The sequence below is a fragment of the Streptomyces sp. NPDC053665 genome, assembly GCF_055585285.1.
The window spans coordinates 548,990-568,743 of record NZ_JBVJKK010000003.1; the positions used below are offsets into that span (position 1 = coordinate 548,990).

At 71.7% G+C, this 19,754-nt stretch carries 17 protein-coding genes; 7 read left to right on the plus strand and 10 right to left on the minus strand.

The features are described 5' to 3' along the window. Window positions 1–126: 126 nt before the first annotated feature. Window positions 127–2,418 (plus strand): transglycosylase domain-containing protein, encoded by a 2,292-nt coding sequence (locus ACZ6ZN_RS15490; RefSeq protein WP_451877730.1) that lies wholly within the window; start codon window positions 127–129, stop codon window positions 2,416–2,418. A gap of 111 nt (window positions 2,419–2,529) precedes the next feature. Here the strand turns inward: ACZ6ZN_RS15490 and ACZ6ZN_RS15495 are convergent, their stop codons facing one another. From ACZ6ZN_RS15495 to ACZ6ZN_RS15510, 4 genes are all read right to left on the minus strand, one after another. Beyond that, the gene (locus ACZ6ZN_RS15495) at window positions 2,530–4,659 is read right to left on the minus strand and encodes a SpoIIE family protein phosphatase (RefSeq protein WP_398106776.1); all 2,130 of its coding nucleotides are present in this window, start codon (window positions 4,657–4,659) and stop codon (window positions 2,530–2,532) included. A 315-nt stretch (window positions 4,660–4,974) separates the two neighbouring features. After that, window positions 4,975–5,667, minus strand: coding sequence for a cytidylyl-2-hydroxypropylphosphonate hydrolase (fomD, locus tag ACZ6ZN_RS15500; protein WP_398106775.1), 693 nt, complete (start codon window positions 5,665–5,667; stop codon window positions 4,975–4,977). An 82-nt stretch (window positions 5,668–5,749) separates the two neighbouring features. Next, window positions 5,750–7,153 carry a class II fumarate hydratase gene (locus ACZ6ZN_RS15505; RefSeq protein ID WP_469646458.1) on the minus strand — a complete coding sequence of 468 codons (1,404 nt, stop codon included), beginning with the start codon at window positions 7,151–7,153 and terminating at the stop codon, window positions 5,750–5,752. Window positions 7,154–7,230: 77 nt separating this feature from the next. Then, on the minus strand, window positions 7,231–8,901 hold the full coding sequence (locus ACZ6ZN_RS15510) for a fumarate hydratase (protein WP_469646461.1): 1,671 nt from the start codon (window positions 8,899–8,901) through the stop codon (window positions 7,231–7,233). 167 nt (window positions 8,902–9,068) lie between these two features. Here ACZ6ZN_RS15510 and ACZ6ZN_RS15515 point away from each other — a divergent pair, with 167 nt between their 5' ends. Beyond that, entirely contained in the window at window positions 9,069–9,785 is a 717-nt protein-coding gene (locus ACZ6ZN_RS15515) for a DUF1707 SHOCT-like domain-containing protein (RefSeq protein WP_469646464.1), read from the plus strand. Between the two features lie 174 nt (window positions 9,786–9,959). Then, complete coding sequence (locus ACZ6ZN_RS15520; RefSeq protein ID WP_369197122.1) at window positions 9,960–10,337, plus strand: WhiB family transcriptional regulator; 378 nt, start codon at window positions 9,960–9,962, stop codon at window positions 10,335–10,337. 70 nt (window positions 10,338–10,407) lie between these two features. On the opposite strand, the gene glpX is transcribed toward ACZ6ZN_RS15520, so the two are convergent. After that, the gene (gene glpX / locus ACZ6ZN_RS15525) at window positions 10,408–11,442 is read right to left on the minus strand and encodes a class II fructose-bisphosphatase (RefSeq protein ID WP_333932393.1); all 1,035 of its coding nucleotides are present in this window, start codon (window positions 11,440–11,442) and stop codon (window positions 10,408–10,410) included. Window positions 11,443–11,570: 128 nt separating this feature from the next. Here glpX and ACZ6ZN_RS15530 point away from each other — a divergent pair, with 128 nt between their 5' ends. Further along, the gene (locus tag ACZ6ZN_RS15530) at window positions 11,571–12,095 is read left to right on the plus strand and encodes a DUF4245 domain-containing protein (RefSeq protein ID WP_469646467.1); all 525 of its coding nucleotides are present in this window, start codon (window positions 11,571–11,573) and stop codon (window positions 12,093–12,095) included. Between the two features lie 85 nt (window positions 12,096–12,180). On the opposite strand, the gene ACZ6ZN_RS15535 is transcribed toward ACZ6ZN_RS15530, so the two are convergent. The 4 genes from ACZ6ZN_RS15535 to ACZ6ZN_RS15550 all read right to left on the minus strand — a co-directional run bounded on the left by ACZ6ZN_RS15535 (window position 12,181) and on the right by ACZ6ZN_RS15550 (window position 15,855). Beyond that, entirely contained in the window at window positions 12,181–12,771 is a 591-nt protein-coding gene (locus ACZ6ZN_RS15535; protein WP_398106770.1) for a malonic semialdehyde reductase, read from the minus strand. 147 nt (window positions 12,772–12,918) lie between these two features. After that, window positions 12,919–13,164: an exodeoxyribonuclease VII small subunit gene (locus ACZ6ZN_RS15540; RefSeq protein WP_451877726.1), complete on the minus strand. Its 246-nt coding sequence runs from the start codon at window positions 13,162–13,164 to the stop codon at window positions 12,919–12,921. Window positions 13,165–13,173: 9 nt separating this feature from the next. After that, window positions 13,174–14,382, minus strand: coding sequence for an exodeoxyribonuclease VII large subunit (gene xseA / locus ACZ6ZN_RS15545; protein WP_451877725.1), 1,209 nt, complete (start codon window positions 14,380–14,382; stop codon window positions 13,174–13,176). A 93-nt stretch (window positions 14,383–14,475) separates the two neighbouring features. Next, window positions 14,476–15,855 (minus strand): APC family permease, encoded by a 1,380-nt coding sequence (locus ACZ6ZN_RS15550; RefSeq protein WP_469646470.1) that lies wholly within the window; start codon window positions 15,853–15,855, stop codon window positions 14,476–14,478. A gap of 103 nt (window positions 15,856–15,958) precedes the next feature. Here ACZ6ZN_RS15550 and ACZ6ZN_RS15555 point away from each other — a divergent pair, with 103 nt between their 5' ends. Further along, window positions 15,959–16,984 carry a 4-hydroxy-3-methylbut-2-enyl diphosphate reductase gene (locus ACZ6ZN_RS15555; protein WP_398106766.1) on the plus strand — a complete coding sequence of 342 codons (1,026 nt, stop codon included), beginning with the start codon at window positions 15,959–15,961 and terminating at the stop codon, window positions 16,982–16,984. A 71-nt stretch (window positions 16,985–17,055) separates the two neighbouring features. Next, on the plus strand, window positions 17,056–17,802 hold the full coding sequence (gene ppgK, locus ACZ6ZN_RS15560; RefSeq protein WP_398106765.1) for a polyphosphate--glucose phosphotransferase: 747 nt from the start codon (window positions 17,056–17,058) through the stop codon (window positions 17,800–17,802). On the opposite strand, the gene ACZ6ZN_RS15565 is transcribed toward ppgK, so the two are convergent. Continuing rightward, window positions 17,799–18,404 carry a DUF6542 domain-containing protein gene (locus ACZ6ZN_RS15565; protein ID WP_469646474.1) on the minus strand — a complete coding sequence of 202 codons (606 nt, stop codon included), beginning with the start codon at window positions 18,402–18,404 and terminating at the stop codon, window positions 17,799–17,801. The genes ppgK and ACZ6ZN_RS15565 overlap by 4 nt on opposite strands. Before the next feature lie 169 nt (window positions 18,405–18,573). Here ACZ6ZN_RS15565 and ychF point away from each other — a divergent pair, with 169 nt between their 5' ends. After that, window positions 18,574–19,662, plus strand: coding sequence for a redox-regulated ATPase YchF (ychF, locus tag ACZ6ZN_RS15570; protein ID WP_398106763.1), 1,089 nt, complete (start codon window positions 18,574–18,576; stop codon window positions 19,660–19,662). Window positions 19,663–19,754 lie beyond the last annotated feature (92 nt).

Here is a 19,754-nt window from a genome sequence, read left to right on the forward strand (position 1 = left end):
CGTCCGGTTGGGGCCGGATCGGCAGCCCTATCTCATATCTCCCGGTGTTAGCTTTCTGAGCTGACCTGAGCGGCGAACCTGTGTGACACACGCGCACACATGAACGAAGCGGAGCGGATCGGACCCATGGGACGAGCGGAAGAGAGACGCGCCCGACAGCGCGGTGGGCGCCGGGCGGCGCCCCGGCGCCGCCGTTCGTCGGACGCGGCCGGCAAGAGCGGCATACGCAGGCTCTTCACCTGGAAGAAGATCCTCGGGACCTTCCTCGGCCTGTGCCTCCTCGGCATGGGGGCCTTCATCGTGCTGTACATGGTGATCGACATCCCCGAGGGGAACGCCGACGCCAAGCGCCAGAGCAACATCTACAAGTACAGCGACGGCACGATCATGGCCCGCGACGGCAAGGTCAACCGGGAGAACGTCGATCTGTCCCGGGTCCCCAAGGGCGTGCGGCAGACCTTCGTGGCGGCCGAGAACAAGACCTTCTACAAGGACGCCGGCGTCGACTTCCGGGGCACCGCCCGCGGCCTGTTCAACACCCTGGCCGGACGGGGCGCGCAGGGCGGCTCGACGATCACCCAGCAGTACGTCAAGAACTACTACCTGACGCAGGACCAGACCGTCTCCCGCAAGCTCAAGGAGCTGGTCATCTCCCTGAAGCTGGACCGCGAGAAGTCCAAGGACTACATCCTCGCCGGGTACATCAACACCAGCTACTACGGCCGGGGCGCCTACGGCATCCAGGCCGCCGCCCAGGCCTACTACCGCACCGACGCCGAGAAGCTCTCCGTCGCGCAGGGCGCCTACCTCGCCGCACTGCTCCAGGCCCCCAGCCAGTACGACTGGGCGGTCGCCTCCCCGGCCGGCCGGAAGCTGGTGAAGGCCCGCTGGAACTACGTCCTGGACAACATGGTCGAGGAGGGCTGGCTCGACCGCTCCGAGCGCGACGGCATGACCTTCCCCGTCCCGAAGGATCCGAAGCCCGCCCCGGGCATGGAGGGCCAGAAGGGCTACCTGGTCAACGCGGCCAACGCGGCCCTGGAGAAGCAGCTGGTCGCCGAGGGCGCCGCCGACAGCGCCAAGGAGGCCGAGGCGCTGGTCAACGCCGGCGGCTGGACCCTCACGCTGAACATCGACAAGAAGAAGCAGGCGGCCTTGGAGAAGTCGGTCCGGCAGCAGCTGAACAGCAAGCTGGACCCGGACGAGCGCAAGGTCGACGCGGACGTCCAGGCCGGTGCCGTGTCCGTGAACCCCAAGACGGGCGCCGTGGTCGCCATGTACGGCGGCAAGGACTACTTCAAGCACTACGTGAACAACGCCACCCGCGCCGACTACCAGCCCGCCTCCACGTTCAAGCCGGTCATCCTGGCCGCGGCCCTGGAGAAGGGCGCGAAGACGCAGGACGGCAAGCCGATCACCGCGAACACCGTCTACGACGGCACGAGCAAGCGCCCGGTGGTCAGCGACGGCAGCAAGGTGGGCTTCGCGCCGGAGAACGAGGACGACGCGAACTACGGCCCGATCACGGTGCAGACGGCCATGAACAAGTCCGTCAACTCCGTCTTCGCGCAGATGGGCGTCGACGTCGGCATGCCCGAGGTGGTCGAGATCGCGGGCAAGCTCGGCATGGAGATCGAGACCATGGAGCCCGTGCCCGCCCAGACCCTGGGCAGCATGGGCGCCAGCCCCCTGCAGATGGCCGGGGTCTACGCGACCCTCGACAACCACGGCAGGAAGGTCACCCCGTCCGTGCTGAAGTCGGCCGAGCATCTGCGCCGGACGGTGAAGATGCCCGATCCGGTCGGTGAGCAGGTCATCAGCCGCGAGGCCGCCGACACGGTCACCTCCGTGCTCACCGGCGTCGTCGACGACGGCACCGCCCAGAAGTCCGTACGGGACAACCCGCAGCGCAACGGCCAGCAGGTCGCGGGCAAGACGGGCACCTCCGACAACAACAAGTCGGCCTGGTTCACCGGCTACACGCCCAACCTGGTCACGTCCGTGGGACTGTTCGGCGAGGACGACAAGCCCCCGTACAAGCAGGTCCCCATGTACAAGGCCGGCGGGCAGCCCCGCGTCAACGGCGGCGGCTTCCCGGCGCAGATCTGGGCCGCGTACACCTTCGGCGTGATGCGGCAGACGACCGCGTTCGACCTCGAGACGCTGCAGGGCGCGGCCGTGGAGCCGACGAGGACACCCTCGGCCACGCAGGAGCCCACCGAGGAACCGACGCAGGAGCCGACGACCGAGGAGCCGTCGTCCTCCCCGCCGCCGACGAGCGAGAAGCCGAGCAGCTCGCCGCCCGCCAGCCCGTCGACCACGGCACCGACGACCACCCCGCCCACGAGCCCGTCGACGACACCGCCCGGCGACGGCGGCGACCCGTTCGAGCCGCTCGGACCGGACGACGACGAGTAGGGCGGCGACGAGTAGGGCGGCGACGAGCAGGACGACGACGAGCAGGACGGCGAAGGGCGCCCGGCACAGGCCGGGCGCCCTTCGGCGCGTTCGTACGGGCGGGTGCCCGGGTCAGCCCCGGTTCAGCTCGAACCAGACCACCTTGCCGGTGCTCAGCCGGGTCGCGCCCCAGCGCCGGGCCAGCCGGTTGACCAGGTACAGGCCGCGCCCGCCCTCGTCCGTCGCGCGGGCCTGACGCAACCGCGGCAACTGCGGGACGTCGTCACCCACTTCGCAGCGCAGCACGTCCGTACGCAGCAGCCGCAGGGTCACCGGCCGGGACGCGTACCGCACGGCGTTCGTCACGACCTCGCTGACCAGCAGCTCCACCGAGTCGCTCAGCTCCTCCAGGCCCCAGCGCTGCAACGCCCGGCGGGCCAGGCGGCGGGCCCGGCCGGGGGCGGCGTCCTCCGGCTCCAGGAACCAGTAGGCCACGTCACTGGGCGCGATCCCGTCGAAGCGGGCGGCGAGCAGCGCGATGTCGTCGTCCCGGTCGCCCGGGCCGAGCATGTCGAGCACCTCGTCGCACAGCGCCTCCAGGGGCGGCGGATGGTCCGGCCCGGTGAGCTGCGCGACCGCGGCGAGCTTCTCGCGCAGCTGCTCGATGCCGGTCCACACGTCCCGCAGCCGGGACTCCACCAGGCCGTCGGTGTAGAGCAGCAGGGTCGCGCCGGCGGGCGCGTCCAGCTCCACGGCCTCGAAGTCGACACCGCCGACGCCGATCGGGGCTCCGGCGGGCACGCGCAGCACCTCCGCCCGGCCGCCCAGGTGGAGCAGAACGGGCGGCGGATGACCGGCGTTGGCGATGGTGATGCGGTGCGCGACCGGGTCGTAGACGGCGTACAGGCAGGTCGCCATGCGGTCCACACCCAGGCGCTGGGCCTGCTCGTCGAGGTGGTGCAGGACCTCCTGCGGCGGCAGGTCCAGCCCGGCGAGGGTCTGGGCCGTCGTGCGCAGCTGGCCCATGATCGCCGCCGACGTCATGGAGTGGCCCATCACGTCGCCGACGACCAGCGCTACACGGCTGCCCGGCAGCGGGATCGCGTCGTACCAGTCGCCGCCGACCCGGGCCGTCTCCGCGGCCGGCAGGTAGCGGGAGGCCAGTCGCACACCCGTCGGGCGGGGCAGCGTCTCGGGCAGCATGGTGCGCTGCAACTCGTCCGCGATGTACGCCTCGCGCCCGTACAGCACCGCCTTGTCGATGCCGAGGGCGCTGTGCGTGGCGAGCTGGGCGGCCACCAGCAGGTCGTCCGGCTCGAACGGGATGCGTTCGGGGCGGCGCAGGAACAGGGCCGCGCCGATCACCCGCCGCCGGCCCCGCAGGGGGGCCAGGATCGCGCGCTGTCCGTCGGGCAGCGCGAACTCCCCGCCCTCACCGAGCAGTTCCGGCAGGGCCGCGCGGGCGGCGGGCGCCTCGGTGAACACCGGGCGCACCCCGCGCAGCACCTCGGCGAGCGCGCTGCCGGGCCGCACCTCGCACAGCTCGGCGCCGACCGAGTCCAGCTCGCTCGGCTCGGGCTGCGCGGCCGGCAGGAAGCCGTTCTCGGTGTCGCGCTCCGCCGGTATCCGGTCGGTGCGGCGCAGCCGCAGCACCAGCGGACCGGTGGGCCGCTCGTCACCGACGGGCAGCGGGTCGCGCAGGTAGACCAGGATCGCGTCGGAGAAGGTGGGCACGGTGGCCCGGCACAGCCCCATCACGATCTCGTCGAGGTCGATGCCGCGGGCGATCCGCCGGGTGGCGGCCCCGACGAACCGCAGCCGGTCGCCGTCCCGCCGCATCGGCGTGGGGCGGCCGGGCGGCAGGGTCTGGCCGCTGCGGCGCTCCTGCGACCCGGCGTCGGGAAGCGGCCGGTCCTGCTCGTCCGCCGGCTGGAGCGGGATGCCCTCGGGGGCGGGTCGCGGCCGGGGGGTGTCGCGCTCGGCGGTCTGCTCGGCACCCGGCTGGGAGTGCTCGGAGGCGGGGTCGCTCACGGTGTCCTTGCCCTTGCCGAACGGCGTGGAGGTGCCCGGGTCCGACGTGCCCGGCGTCAGGTGCGCCGTCGTGACCGGAACGGTGACGTCGCCGCCGGGGCGGCCCTGTACCGGTAACGTGCCCGCGCCGGGCGCGTGCGCGGGTGCCGGGGTGTGCACGAGCGCCCCGCGGGGGTCCGCGGGGTCGACGCCCGGCTGGGGGCGTTCGAAGGAGGTCGGCTGCTCCGTCACGCGTGTCGAATCCGTCCGTCCGGGGCTGCACGCCACAGGTGCAGGTGGTCCCGCCGAAACTCCGATACCCGGAATACGTGCCCCAGGAACGGAATTCCCGCGCGGTCAGAGGTGGTTCCTGTGCCGGCGGCGAGCCGCCCGCGGCTCGCGGGGCCCGCGGCCCAGGTACCGCCGGTGTCGCCCTCGTACCCCTCGCTCACGTCCTGCCGCCCCTCGGTGACGATCGGTCAAGCTCAGCGCGTGCTCCGGTAGTTGTCACCCGCGCTCTTGCGGAGGACGATCCTACGTTTCCCGCCCGGGGGCGCATCAAGGGTCTCATGAGGACACGTGCGCGGGCGTACGATCCCAGTCGTCCGGCAGTGACGGTACCGGCCAGGACGGGTCCGGACGCCAGTGCTGCCAGCCTTCCGAGAACGGCGGCCCCCACGCGCGGATCAGATCCACCGCGGCCTCACCGGCCGTGCGCACCCGCTCGGCCTGCCGGTCGTCCATCAGGCCGTCCCGCCGGGCCTGGGCGAACTCGTCCTCGTCGCGCCAGTGCCAACTGCGGTCCGGGTGCACGGAGATGTCCAGAAAATGGTCCTCCGAGTCCACGCCGCCCGCCCAACGGGTCAGCGGCTCCTCCAGGTTCACGTACCAGTTCTTGAACGTCCAGCCCGGCTCCCAGAACAGCCACACCGACCAGGGCTCACCGGGGCGGGCCAGCTTCAGCACGCCCGTGCCGAACCAGCGGTCGCGCAGCACGGTGCGGGGCTTGGTGTAGCGCGTGCGCAGGGGCTCCAGGTGGACGGGCGTGCCGTCGGCGAGCACGGGCTTGACGCACTCGGTGCCGGGCGCCAGCCACACGGCGAGCAGGTCGGCGTCGTCGCGCACCACCGTGACGGGGCGGGCGATGTGGACGTGCGGACCCGCGTTCTCCCGGTACCGCCACAGGATCCGGTCCCCCGGCGCCCAGAAGCCCGCCGCACCACCCGATTCCACGCGTCTCATCGCATCACCGTCCGCCATGCACAGATATTAGGTGCCGTAGGCATACGACGCTGCGGCGCGTGTCACGGTTCACGCGCCGGGCGTACACCCGCCGCTCCGGTCACGGCCGCGTCATCCGCAGCACGTCCAGCGCCTCGTCGAGCTGCTCCGCGGTCAGGTCGCCGCGCTCCACGTAGCCGCCGTCGAGCACGACCTGACGGATGGTCCTCCGTTCGGCCAGCGCCTTCTTGGCGACCTTCGCGGCCTCCTCGTACCCGATGTACTTGTTGAGCGGGGTGACGACGGAGGGGGAGGACTCGGCGTACTCACGGGCCCGTTCGCGGTTCGCGGTGATGCCGTCCACGGTGCGGTCGGCCAGCAGCCGCGAGACGTTGGCGAGCAGCCGGACGGACTCCAGCACGTTCTTCGCGATGACCGGCAGCATCACGTTGAGCTCGAAGTTGCCGGCGGCGCCCGCGGTGGCGACGGTGGCGTCGTTCCCGATCACCTGGGCGCACACCATCAGCACGGCCTCGGGGATGACCGGGTTCACCTTCCCGGGCATGATCGAGGAGCCGGGCTGGAGGTCGGGCAGGGCGATCTCGGCGAGGCCGGTGCGCGGTCCGGAGGACATCCAGCGCAGATCGTTGGCGATCTTGGTGAGGCCGACCGCGATGGTGCGCAGCTGGCCGCTGGTCTCGACGATGCCGTCCCGGGCACCCTGCGCCTCGAAGTGGTCGCGGGCCTCGGTCAGGGGCAGCCCGGTGGTGCGGGCGACCTCCTCGATGACGGCGGCGGAGAAGCCGGGCGGGGTGTTGATGCCGGTGCCGACGGCCGTACCGCCGAGGGGCAGTTCGGCGAGCCGGGGCAGGGAGGACCGCAGCCGCTCGACCCCGTAGCGCACCTGGGTCGCGTACCCGCCGAACTCCTGGCCGAGCGTCACGGGCGTGGCGTCCATCAGGTGCGTCCGGCCCGACTTCACGACATCGGCGAACTCCTCCGCCTTGCGCTCCAGGGCGGCGGCGAGGTGCTCCAGCGCCGGGACCAGGTCACGCGTCACGGCCGCGGTGGCCGCGATGTGGATCGAGGAGGGGAAGACGTCGTTGGACGACTGGGAGGCGTTCACGTGGTCGTTCGGGTGCACGCCGCGGCCCAGCCGCTCGCTCGCCAGCGTGGCGATGACCTCGTTGGTGTTCATGTTCGACGAGGTCCCCGACCCGGTCTGGAACACGTCGACCGGGAAGTGCTCGTCCCATCGGCCCTCGGCGACCTCCCCGGCCGCCTCCTGGATCGCCTGCGCGACGTCCTCGTCCAGGACCCCCAGCTCCGCGTTGACCTTGGCCGCGGCGCCCTTGATGCGGGCCAGCGCCTCGATGTGCGCGCGCTCGATGCGCTGCCCGGAGACCGGGAAGTTCTCCACGGCCCGCTGGGTCTGGGCCCGCCACTTGGCGTGCGCGGGCACCCGCACCTCGCCCATGGAGTCGTGCTCGGTGCGGTACTCGGTCCTGTCCTGCTCGTCGGTCATCGACGATCACCTCCACGTGTCACAGCGTCAGCGCCGCGACCACTGTTCCCCGTGGAGGCGATTCGTCACCGCCCGCGTCAGGCGAGTCCGGGACCGCGTACCGGAATGGAGGTGAAGGTCGGCGCCGGGGCCGGGTCCTGGAAGAAGTCGTTGCCCTTGTCGTCCACGACGATGAACGCCGGGAAGTCCTCGACCTCGATCTTCCAGACCGCCTCCATGCCGAGCTCCTCGTACTCGACGACCTCGACCTTCTTGATGCAGTCCTGGGCCAGGCGTGCGGCCGGGCCGCCGATGGAGCCCAGGTAGAAGCCGCCGTGCGTGTGGCACGCGTCGGTGACCTGCTTGCTGCGGTTGCCCTTGGCCAGCATCACCTTGGAGCCGCCCGCCGCCTGGAACTGCTCCACGTAGGAGTCCATCCGGCCGGCCGTGGTCGGGCCGAAGGAGCCCGACGCGTAGCCCTCGGGGGTCTTGGCGGGGCCGGCGTAGTACACCGGGTGGTCCTTCAGGTACTGCGGCATCTCCTCGCCCGCGTCCAGCCGCTCCTTGATCTTGGCGTGCGCGATGTCGCGCGCCACGACCAGCGGGCCGGTCAGGGACAGGCGGGTCTTCACCGGGTACTTGGTGAGCTCCGCGAGGATCGTCTCCATCGGCTGGTTCAGGTCGATCCTCACGACGTCGCCGCTCTCGTCGAGCTGCTCGTCGGTGGTCTCCGGCAGGAACCGCGCCGGGTCCGTCTCCAGCTGCTCCAGGAAGACGCCCTCGGCGGTGATCTTGGCGACGGCCTGGCGGTCGGCGGAGCAGGAGACCGCGATGGCCACCGGGCAGGACGCGCCGTGCCGGGGCAGGCGCACCACGCGCACGTCGTGGCAGAAGTACTTGCCGCCGAACTGGGCGCCGATGCCGATCTTCTGCGTCAGCTCGAAGACCTTCTCCTCCAGCTCCTTGTCGCGGAAGCCGTGCCCGAGCTCGGAGCCCTCGGCGGGGATCTCGTCCAGGTAGTGCGCGGAGGCGTACTTCGCGGTCTTCAGGGCGTACTCGGCGGATGTGCCGCCGACCACGATCGCCAGGTGGTAGGGCGGGCAGGCCGCCGTGCCCAGCGAGCGGATCTTCTCCTCCAGGAACTTCATCATGGAGGACTCGTTCAGGACGGCCTTGGTCTCCTGGTACAGGAACGACTTGTTGGCCGAGCCGCCGCCCTTGGCCATGAACAGGAACTTGTAGGCGCCGCCGTCGGTCGCGTACAGCTCGATCTGGGCGGGGAGGTTGGAGCCGGTGTTCTTCTCCTCCCACATGGTGAGGGGAGCCATCTGCGAGTAGCGCAGGTTGAGGTTCCGGTAGGCGTCGTAGATGCCGCGGCTCAGGGCCTCCTCGTCGCGGCCCTGGGTCAGCACGTTCTGTCCGCGCTTGCCCATGACGATGGCCGTGCCGGTGTCCTGGCACATGGGCAGCACGCCCGCCGCCGCGATGTTGGCGTTCTTCAGCAGGTCCAGCGCCACGAACTTGTCGTTGCCCGACGCCTCGGGGTCGTCGATGATGCGGCGCAGCTGCGCGAGGTGGGCCGGGCGCAGGTAGTGCTGGATGTCGTGGATCGCCTCTTCGGCGAGCTTGCGCAGCGCCTCCGGCTCCACCTGGAGGAAGGTGCGCCCGTCCGGTCCCTCGACCGTCGAGACGCCCTCGGAGGTCACCAGCCGGTAGGGGGTGGTGTCCTCTCCCTGGGGGAGCAGATCGGTGTACGCGAACTCAGGCATCTCAGCCCATTCCTCACTCTATGGACGGCGGCCCGCCTCCATCGGCGAGCGCCAACCAGCGTAGAACCTGCCGCGGACGGCGAGCTTGTGAGGTAAGGCTCAGTTCGTCACACCGGCCGCGCTCCCGGGGGGTGTCGCGATCTATCGTGTTTCGGTACGCTGCTGCCGTGGACCTTCAGAAGCAGGACCTACAGAAGCCGGACACCCGGCAGCAGGCCGCGCTCGCCGCCTCCGAGCTGCGCGCCTCCGACGCCGAGCGCGACCGCATCGCCGACCTCCTGCACGACGCCCTGGCCGAGGGCCGCCTCACGGCGGACGAGCACGCCGAGCGCGTCGAGGGGGTGCTGCGCGCCAAGACGGTGGGCGAGCTGGAGGTCTTCGTCCGGGACCTGCCCGCGGCCCACGGCCGGGGCCCCGGGGCGGCCCACGCCGCGGCTCCCCACCGGCCGACGGCCGGCGCCATCCCGGTCGAGCCGGACGACAACGTCGTCGCGGTCTTCAGCAGCGCGGTCCGCAAGGGCCGCTGGCGCGCGGGCCGCCGGATCCACGCGTACGCGATCTTCGGCAGTGTCGAGATCGACCTGAGCGAGGCGCTCTACGACCACCAGCAGGTCGTCATCAAGTCGTGGGCGGTCTTCGGTAGCGTCGACATCCGCGTCCCGGAGAACGTGTCGCTGCGCGGCATGGGCGGCGGCGTCCTCGGCAGCTTCGAGGTGGCCACCCTCGACTCGGGCGATCCGGAGGCCCCCATCGTCTACGTCGACGGGTGGGCCGTGCTGGGCAGCGTCGAGGCGCGGCCCCGCCGCGGCAAGCTCGTCGCGGACATCCTGGACCGGGTGCAGCGCAAGGTCGACAAGGGTTTGCGCAGGCACCTGGGCCATTGACGATCGCGAATCGGCCGGGTGCACGAGTCCGGCCGGCCCCGGCCGGCGGTCGGTCCGCGGCCCCGCGGGACGGGGCGCGTGCAGCCCTTGGGAACTCAGTGCATAGGCGCGCGTACAGCGGGTAGGCCTTGCTGCATCGTCTCTCGCTCGCGAAGCCGTCGTCAGGAGTAGACCGTGCTGCAACCGCCGCATTCGTCCCTGCAGGTAGCTGCCGTTCCGGCCCCGCGGGTGCCAGCGCGAGACAGGGACCAGGACGCCCCGTGGCACACCGAGGCGGTGTGCCGGCGGGACGAGGCCGGCCTGTTCTTCGCCCCCTCCAAGGAGCCCACCGCGGCCCGGCTGTCCCGGGAGGAGGCGGCCAAGCGGGTCTGCGCCCGCTGTCCGGTCATGGTCGAATGCCGCGAGCACGCCCTGCTCCAGCCCGAGCCCTACGGCGTCTGGGGCGGCCTGACCGCCGCGGAGCGCCGCGTGGTCCTGGCCCGGCGCCGCCGCCGCGACATGGAGTTGAAGAAGACGGCCCGCGCGGCGAACCAGATAGCCGCGGCGGGCTGACCGCACGCCCACGGAGAAGGGCGTCCCCACCGCACCGGGGACGCCCTTCGCCTTGTCCGCCCGACGGGCGCTACTTGCCCTTGTCGAAGTCGATCGCGCTGTACGCGCGCAGCTTGGACAGCCGGTGCTCCGAATCGATCCTGCGGACCGTGCCCGAGCGCGAGCGCATCACGATGGAGTCGGTCGTCGCGGTCTCGGCGCGGTAGCGCACCCCGCGCAGCAGCTCGCCGTCCGTGATGCCGGTCGCCACGAAGAACACGTTCTCGCCGGTGACGAGGTCCTCGGTCGTCAGCACCCGGTCGAGGTCGTGGCCCGCGTCGATCGCCCGCTGCCGCTCCTCGTCGTCCTTGGGCCACAGCTTGCCCTGGATGGTGCCGCCGAGGCACTTCACGGCGCACGCCGAGATGATGCCCTCGGGGGTGCCGCCGATGCCGAGCAGCAGGTCGACCCCGGTGCCCTCCCGCAGCGCCAGGATCGAGCCGGCCACGTCACCGTCGGAGATCAGCTTGATGCGCGCCCCGGTGTCGCGGATCTCCTTGATGATGCCCTCGTGCCGCGGCCGGTCCAGGATGACGACGGTCACGTCCTCCGGCGTGGAGCGCTTGGCCTTGGCGACCCGGCGGATGTTCACCGACACCGGGGCGTCGATGTCGACGAAGTCGGCGGCCTCCGGCCCGGTGACGAGCTTGTCCATGTAGAAGACGGCCGACGGGTCGAACATCGACCCGCGCTCGGCGGCGGCCAGCACCGCGATCGCGTTCGTCATGCCCTTGGCGGTCAGCGTCGTGCCGTCGATCGGGTCGACGGCGATGTCGCACTCGGGCCCGGTGCCGTCCCCGACGCGCTCGCCGTTGAACAGCATGGGCGCCTCGTCCTTCTCGCCCTCACCGATGACGACGACGCCGTTCATCGAGACGGTGGAGACGAGTGTCCGCATGGCACGCACTGCGGCACCGTCGGCGCCGTTCTTGTCCCCGCGTCCCACCCAGCGGCCCGCGGCCATCGCCGCCGCCTCGGTCACCCGGACCAGCTCCAGGGCGAGGTTGCGGTCGGGGGCCTCGGAGGGCACATCGAGTTCGGACGGCAAGTGATGATGCTCGGTCATCGGAGCGCACCTTTCTGTACGACGACGGCCGGATGAGGGTGTTGTTCGCCCGACTCTATATCCGGGCGCGCAGAATGAGCAGGGGCCCCCACGGATGAGCGCGACGGACACCTGCGACGATAGGGGGCGTGGCAGGTACGAACGGCAAGCAGAAGACGGCGCGCGACATGATCCTCTCCCTCGGGGTCATCGTCCTCGTGGCGGGCTTCATCTACCTCTTCATCCCGCACGACGAGAGCCAACCCGACGTCAAGCGCGTCGACTACCGGGTCGAGCTGCTCACGGCCCGCCGCGCCGCCCCCTACCCCGTCGCCGCGCCCGAGGGCCTGTCCGACGCGTGGAAGGCCACCTCCGTCCGCTTCCGGGGCGACGACTTCGACGCCTGGCACCTGGGGTTCCACGACCCCGACGGGGAGTACGTGGCGGTCGAGCAGTCCACTCAGCGTCGGCCCGTCTTCCTGGACGAGGCGACGCAGGGGGCGCGGGAGACCGGCCGGACCCAGACGATCGACGGCAGGACGTGGACCCGCTACGAGGGCGGCCGCTACGACGCGCTGGTGCTGGAGGGCACCAAGGGCTCGACGACGGTCGTCACGGGCACCGCGGGGTTCGGGCAGCTGACGCGCATGGCGCAGGCGCTCGAGACGAAGTAGCCGCGCCGGACACGCGAAAGGTCCTCGCGCGACCGGCACACGACGAAGGCCCCCGGTGCGTACCGGGGGCCTTCGTCGTGTGCGGTCAGACCGTGGTGACGACCTGCTCGTACTCCAGGCGCGGGGAGCGCGGGTACCAGGCGTCCGGGCCCGGGCGGCCGATGTTGACGACCATCAGCGGGGTGTGGTCGTCGTCGAGGAACTCCTTGCGCACGCCCTCGAAGTCGAAGCCGGTCATCGGGCCGGCGGCGAGACCGGCGGCGCGGACGCCGACGATGAAGTACGCGGCCTGGAGGGCGGCGTTCATCGCGGCGGAGCCCTCACGGACGGGGCGCTCGGCGAAGAAGGCGTCCTTGGCCTGGGGGAAGGCCGGGAACAGCTGGGGCAGCTCCTCGTGGAACTCGTTGTCCGCGGCGAGGATCGCGACCAGGGGGGCGGCCGCGGTCTTGGCACGGTTGCCCTCGGACATGTGCGCGACCAGGCGCTCACGGGCCTCGGGGGAGCGGACCAGGGTGATGCGCAGCGGGGTCTGGTTGAAGGCGGTCGGGCCGTACTTGACCAGGTCGTAGATCGCCTTCACCTGCTCGTCGGTCACCGGCTCGTCGGTGAACGCGTTGGCGGTGCGGGCCTCGCGGAACAGGAGGTCCTGGGCGGCGGGGTCAAGAACGAGAGACATGGAGAACCTTCTCGGGACGTACGTCGGGCCCGGCGGGAGCCGGACCGGCTGACGTCTGCGACCCTACGCCAATGAAGTTCAACGTTCAACTAAGTGGGGGGTGTCGTGCGTCACCGTCCGGAAAACCGGAGATGACCGGGGATCCCGCTACTCGCCGTCCTCGTCGGCCACGGCCTCGTCAGCCAGCGCCGCGTCCAGCCGGGCCCGCGCCCCCTCCAGCCAGCGCCGGCACACCCGGGCCAGCTCCTCGCCGCGCTCCCACAGCGCCAGGGACTCCTCCAGCGTCGTACCGCCCGCCTCCAGACGGCGGACGACCTCGATCAGCTCGTCCCGCGCCTGCTCGTACCCGAGCGCCTCACTCACGCCCGGCGCCTGTTCCACCTCGCTGGTCATCCACCCACCCTATGTGTCCACTCGTACGGAGAACTCACCCTCGGAGACCCGGGCGCGCAGGGTCTGGCCGGGCTCCACCTCGCCCGGGTCGCGCACCGCGTGCCCGTCCGGCCGCTGGAGCACGGCGTAGCCGCGCTTGAGGGTCGCGGCGGGGGAGAGGGCCACCACGCGTGCGTGCGTGTGCGTCAGCTCCGACTCGGCCCGGTCGAGCTGGTGGCGCAGGCAGCGCCGGGCGCGGTCGAGCAGGTCCTCGACCTGGTCCGCGCGCTCGTCGATCATGCGGTGCGGGTCCTGGATCGAGGGGCGGGACAGCGCGTGCGCCAGGCCGCGCTCCTCCCGGTCGAGCAGCGCGTGCACACACCGCCGGGCCCGGTCCCGCAGCTGCCGCACCCGCTCGAACTCCTCGCCCACGTCCGGCACGACCTTCTTGGCGGCGTCGGTCGGCGTCGAGGCCCGCAGGTCGGCCACGTGGTCCAGCAGCGGGTTGTCCGGCTCGTGCCCGATGGCCGACACCACGGGCGTGCGGCACTGGGCGACCGTGCGGACCAGCTGCTCGTCGGAGAACGGCAGCAGGTCCTCGACGCTGCCGCCGCCCCGGGCGACGATGATCACGTCCACGTCGTCGAGCGCGTCGAGCTCCTTCACGGCCTGCACGACCTGCGGCACGGCGTGCACGCCCTGCACGGCCACGTTGCGCACCTCGAAGCGGACGGCGGGCCAGCGGTGCCGGGCGTTCTCCAGCACGTCCCGCTCGGCGGCCGAGGCCCGGCCGCAGACCAGCCCGATGAGCTGGGGCAGGAACGGCAGCGGCTTCTTGCGCTCCGGCGCGAACAGGCCCTCCCGGGCGAGGGACTTCTTCAGCTGCTCCAGGCGCGCGAGCAGCTCGCCGACGCCCACGGGCCGTATCTCGGTGGCCCGCAGCGACAGCTGCCCGCGCGGCGCGTACCACTCGGGCTTGGCCAGGACGACGACCCGGGCGCCCTCGCTCACGACGTCCGCCACCTGGTCGAACACCTGCCGGTAGCAGGTCACGCCGACCGAGATGTCGTGCGAGGGGTCGCGCAGGGTCAGGAACACCACACCGGCGCCGGGCCGCCGCGACAACTGCGTGATCTGCCCCTCGACCCACACCGCGCCGAGCCGGTCGATCCACCCCCCGATGAGGCGCGACACCTCACCGACGGGCAGTGGGGACTCCGGGGTCGTGTTCACTGCCATGCCGCGAGCGTAGTGGCCCCCACCGACAACACGCCCCTGCCCGCCCCCGCCCGCTCCCGGCCGTCCAGGCCGGGGTCACGACCCGCGGGCGCGTCACGGGGTGGTGTCCCGGGCGGGGCGGCGGCCTCGTTGGGCCGCGAGCACCGTCAGGCCGATCGCCAGCCACACCGCGCCCACCGCCTGGGCGGTGGGCGACGCCTCCACGATCACCGCGACCGTGATCGCCGCGCCCGCCACCGGGATCAGTACATGGCGCCACCAGCTCACCGGGCCGCCCCGGCGCCGCACCGCGAACCAGCCCACCACGCTCGCGTGCAGCAGCGTGAACGCCGTGAGGGCGCCCACGTCGACGACCGACACCAGCTGGTCCATGCCGTCGTCGCGGCGGGCCGCCCACACCGCCGCCACCAGCGTGATCACCGCCGCGACCAGCAGGGCCACCCGCGGCACCCCGGCGTCGGTCCGCGCCAGCACGCGCGGCAGCCGCCCGTCGCGTCCCATCGCGAACAGCAGCCGGCCCGCCGCGGCCTGCCCGGCCAGCGCCGCGAACGCGGCACCGATGGCCTTGCTCACCGCCACCAGGTCGTGCAGCCAGGTGCCGACCGCGGCGTCCAGCGTGTCGTAGAACGCCGACCCCTGCCGGCCCGGCTCCGCCGCCAGCCGCGCGGACGACACCGGCTCCAGCAGGGCCACCAGGTAGGTCTGCACGAGGAACAGCACACCCGCCAGCGCCAGGCAGAACAGCAGCGCCCGCGCGATCTTCGCCGAACCGCCCGTGACCTCCTCCGCGAAGGAGGCGATCGCGTCGAACCCCAGATACGACAGCACCGCCACCGACACCGCCCCCAGCACCGCCGACAGCGCGAACGCGCCCTGCGAGCCGTCCCCCGTCAGCGGCGACAGCCAATCCCGCTCCGCCCCGTCCCGCGCCAGCACCACGATCGCCGTCACGACGAACACGGCCAGGACCACGACCTCCATCGCCAGCACCAGGAAGCCCACCCGGGCGGCCGCCCGGACGCCCCACAGGTTGAGCAGCGTCGTCACCAGGACCGCGAGCGCCGACCACACCCACCGCGACACCTCCGGGACCAGCGCGTTCATCGCCACGCCCGAGAACAGGTACGCCACCGCCGGGATCAGGACGTAGTCCAGCATCGCCATCCAGCCCGCCACGAACCCGGCCCCGTTGCCGAGCGCCACGCGCGCGTAGGCGAACACCGACCCGGCCTGCGGGACTACCCGGACCATCTGGGCGTAGCTGAACGCGGTGAACGCCATCGCGACCGTGGCCACGACGTACACCAGCGCCACCGCGCCGTGCGACTTGGCGTCCAGCGTGCCGAACACGCCCACCGGGGCCATCGGCGCGATGAAGAGCAGCCCGTAGACGACCAGGTCGCGGAAGCCGAGGCTGCGCCGCAGGGCGTGCTCCCCGCCCGGGGAAGGGGCCCGCGTACCGGTCTCCGCCATCGTGGCCCGCCCTCCGCTCCGCGTCACCGCCGTTCCCGTTCGTTCAGTCTTCCCGGGGACCGCGGACGGCCGCGATCTTTGACCCGCCGAACGCGGCCTTACGATGGGACGCATGTCTGCTTCGCCTGGCCGCCGTGTCCTGCTCGCCGCCCCCCGTGGCTACTGCGCGGGCGTGGACCGCGCCGTGATCGCCGTCGAGAAAGCGCTGGAGCAGTACGGCGCTCCGGTCTACGTCCGGCACGAGATCGTCCACAACAAGTACGTCGTGCAGACCCTGGAGAAGAAGGGCGCGATCTTCGTCGAGCAGACGGAGGAAGTGCCCCCGGGGAACATCGTCATGTTCTCCGCGCACGGCGTGGCCCCCGTCGTCCACGAGGAGGCCGAGCGCGGCAAGCTCGCCACCATCGACGCCACCTGCCCCCTGGTCACCAAGGTCCACAAGGAAGCCGTGCGGTTCGCCGGTGAGGACTACGACATCCTGCTGATCGGCCACGAGGGCCACGAGGAGGTCATCGGCACCTCCGGCGAGGCCCCCGACCACATCCAGCTCGTCGACGGCCCCGGCGACGTCGCCAAGGTCGAGGTCCGCGACCCCTCCAAGGTCGTCTGGCTCTCCCAGACCACGCTGTCCGTCGACGAGACCATGGAGACCGTCGACGCGCTGAAGGAGAAGTTCCCGCAGCTCGTCTCCCCGCCCAGCGACGACATCTGCTACGCCACGCAGAACCGTCAGCTGGCCGTGAAGCAGATGGGCGCCGAGTCCGACCTGGTCATCGTGGTCGGCTCGCGCAACTCGTCCAACTCCAAGCGGCTCGTCGAGGTCGCCAAGATCGCCGGCGCCCGCGAGGCCTACCTCGTGGACTTCGCCGACGAGATCGACGAGGCCTGGCTGGAGGGCGTGACCACGGTCGGCGTCACCTCCGGCGCCTCCGTCCCGGAGATCCTCGTCGAGCAGGTCCTGGAGTTCCTCTCCCGGCGCGGCTTCGAGGACGTCGAGATCGTCAAGGCGGCCGAGGAGTCCATCACCTTCTCCCTGCCCAAGGAGCTGCGCCGCGATCTGCGCGAGGAGGCGGCCGCGCTGGTCGCCGGGCGGGGCGGCGCCGGGACCGGTGAACGTTCCGCGGAGTGATCGTGCCGAGGGCCGGGCGGTGACCGCCGTCCGGCCCGTGACCGTCCGTCGTACGTCGTAACGTGGGTGTCATGCAGATCTTCGGTGTGGACATCGGCGGTTCCGGGATCAAGGGCGCCCCGGTGGATCTCGACAAGGGCGACCTGGCGCAGGAGCGCCACAAGGTCCTCACCCCTCACCCGGCGACCCCCGACGCGGTGGCCGACGGCGTCAAGCAGGTCGTCGACCACTTCGGCTGGTCGGGGCCGGTCGGCGTCACGTTCCCCGGCGTGGTCACCGACGGGGCCACCATCCGCACGGCGGCGAACGTCGACGCCGGCTGGATCGACACCGACGCCCGGGCCCTGCTCGGCGAGCGGCTGGGCGGCCTGCCGGTGACGGTGCTGAACGACGCGGACGCGGCGGGCGTCGCCGAGATGCACTTCGGCGCGGGCCGCGGCCGCCGGGGCACCGTCATCCTGCTCACGTTCGGCACGGGCATCGGCAGCGCGCTCTTCGTCGACGGCGCCCTCGTGCCCAACACCGAGCTGGGCCACCTGGAGCTGGACGGGCACGACGCGGAGAAGCGGGCCTCCAGCAAGGTGCGCGAGGACCACGACATGACGTGGGAGCACTGGGCGACGCACCGGGTGAGCACGTACCTCGCGCACGTGGAGATGCTGTTCTCGCCCGAGCTGTTCATCATCGGCGGCGGCGTCAGCCGCAAGGCCCACAAGTTCCTGCCCCACATCGAGGGCGTCAAGGCCGAGATCGTCCCCGCGCAGTTGCAGAACAACGCGGGGATCGTCGGCGCGGCGATGCGGGTGGCGGAGCTCTAGGCGGCCGGCTGGCGCGCCGCCGCCGTCCGGCGCCGGTGCACCAGCCGGATCCGGCGGGCGATCACGAGCACCCCGGCGACGAGCGTCCCGCCGTACAGCCAGCCGGCCTGCGTGGCGAGTGCCGTCACCAGGCCCATCAGCCGGCCGCCCGCCCCGCTGTCGCCGTCGGCCAGCGGCAGCAGTCCCACGGCGAACGCGATCGGCACCACGATGGGCGCGGTCATCAGGTCCCCGGGCCGCACCCACAGTGCGGTCAGCACGCACACCGGCAGGAACAGCACCCCGTACGCCGTGAGCGACGCCCCGAACAGGGCCGAGCAGAGGGCGCCCAGCAGGAACATCACGGCCGCGCAGAACAGCCCGCTGCCGAGCCCGGTCAGCCGCGGGTTCGGCAGGCCCCGGGCGGCCGGAGCGGGGGCGGCGGCGGGCCGTCGCACCGGAGCCGGGCGCCGCTGCTGGCCGGGGGGCCGCTGCTGGCCCGGGGGCCGGGCCGGGCGCGCGGGACGGCCGTCCGCACCGCGCTTCACCTGCGGCGGCAGGGGCGGCCGCGGCCGGTCGCGTCGCGTTCCGTACTGGGCAGGTCGCGTCCTGTATCGCTCCACCGCACCAACTTAGGTCGTTCAATATGCCGAATAGGCTGTCTGACACGCCGTGGACCCCAGCCTGGGCAAGCGTTCGATACGTCGCCGGGGCGGTGGCGGGCACGCCGTAGACTGGTGGATCGGCCGCTCCATCGGCCCCCCGCCCCCTCCACTCACGGGAAGTCGCAACGTGTCGCTCACGATCGGAATCGTCGGTCTGCCGAATGTCGGCAAGTCGACCCTGTTCAACGCCCTGACCAAGAACGACGTGCTGGCGGCCAACTACCCGTTCGCCACGATCGAGCCCAACGTCGGCGTGGTCGGCGTGCCCGACCCCCGCCTGACGAAGCTGGCGGAGATCTTCAGCTCGCAGCGGGTGCTCCCGGCGACGGTCGACTTCGTCGACATCGCGGGCATCGTGCGCGGTGCGAGCGAGGGCGAGGGCCTGGGCAACAAGTTCCTCGCGAACATCCGCGAGTCCGACGCGATCTGCCAGGTCATCCGGGCCTTCAAGGACGAGAACGTCGTGCACGTGGACGGCAAGGTCTCGCCCAAGGACGACATCGAGACGATCAACACCGAGCTGATCCTCGCGGACCTGCAGACCATCGAGAAGGTCCTGCCCCGGCTCCAGAAGGAGTCGCGGATCAAGAAGGACATCGCCCCGAAGGTGAAGGCCGTCGAGGAGGCCAAGGAGATCCTGGAGAAGGGCGACACGCTCTTCGCGCACGGCGTCGTCCAGGGCAGCGAGCGCGCCGAGCTCCTGCACGACCTGCACCTGCTCACGACCAAGCCGTTCCTCTACGTCTTCAACGTCGACGAGGACGAGCTGACCGACGAGGACTTCAAGAACGAGCAGCGGGCCCTGGTCGCCCCCGCCGAGGCGATCTTCCTCAACGCCAAGCTGGAGGCGGACCTCGCCGAGCTCGACGAGGACGAGGCGCTGGAGCTGCTCCAGTCCGTCGGCCAGGAGGAGCCGGGCCTCGCGACCCTGGCGCACGTCGGCTTCCGCACGCTCGGCCTGCAGACGTACCTCACGGCCGGTCCCAAGGAGTCCCGCGCCTGGACCATCAAGAAGGGCGCCACGGCCCCCGAGGCGGCCGGCGTCATCCACACGGACTTCCAGAAGGGCTTCATCAAGGCGGAGGTCATCTCCTTCGACGACCTGGTGGAGGTCGGCTCGGTCGCCGAGGCCCGCGCCAAGGGCAAGGCCCGCATGGAGGGCAAGGACTACGTCATGCAGGACGGCGACGTGGTGGAGTTCCGCTTCAACGTGTGAGCGGCCGACATTCACGTCGGAAGGGGCCGGGCTCTGAGAGTCCGGCCCCTTCGTCGATCCCGTGCCGGATCGGTGCGGGATTCCTCCGACCA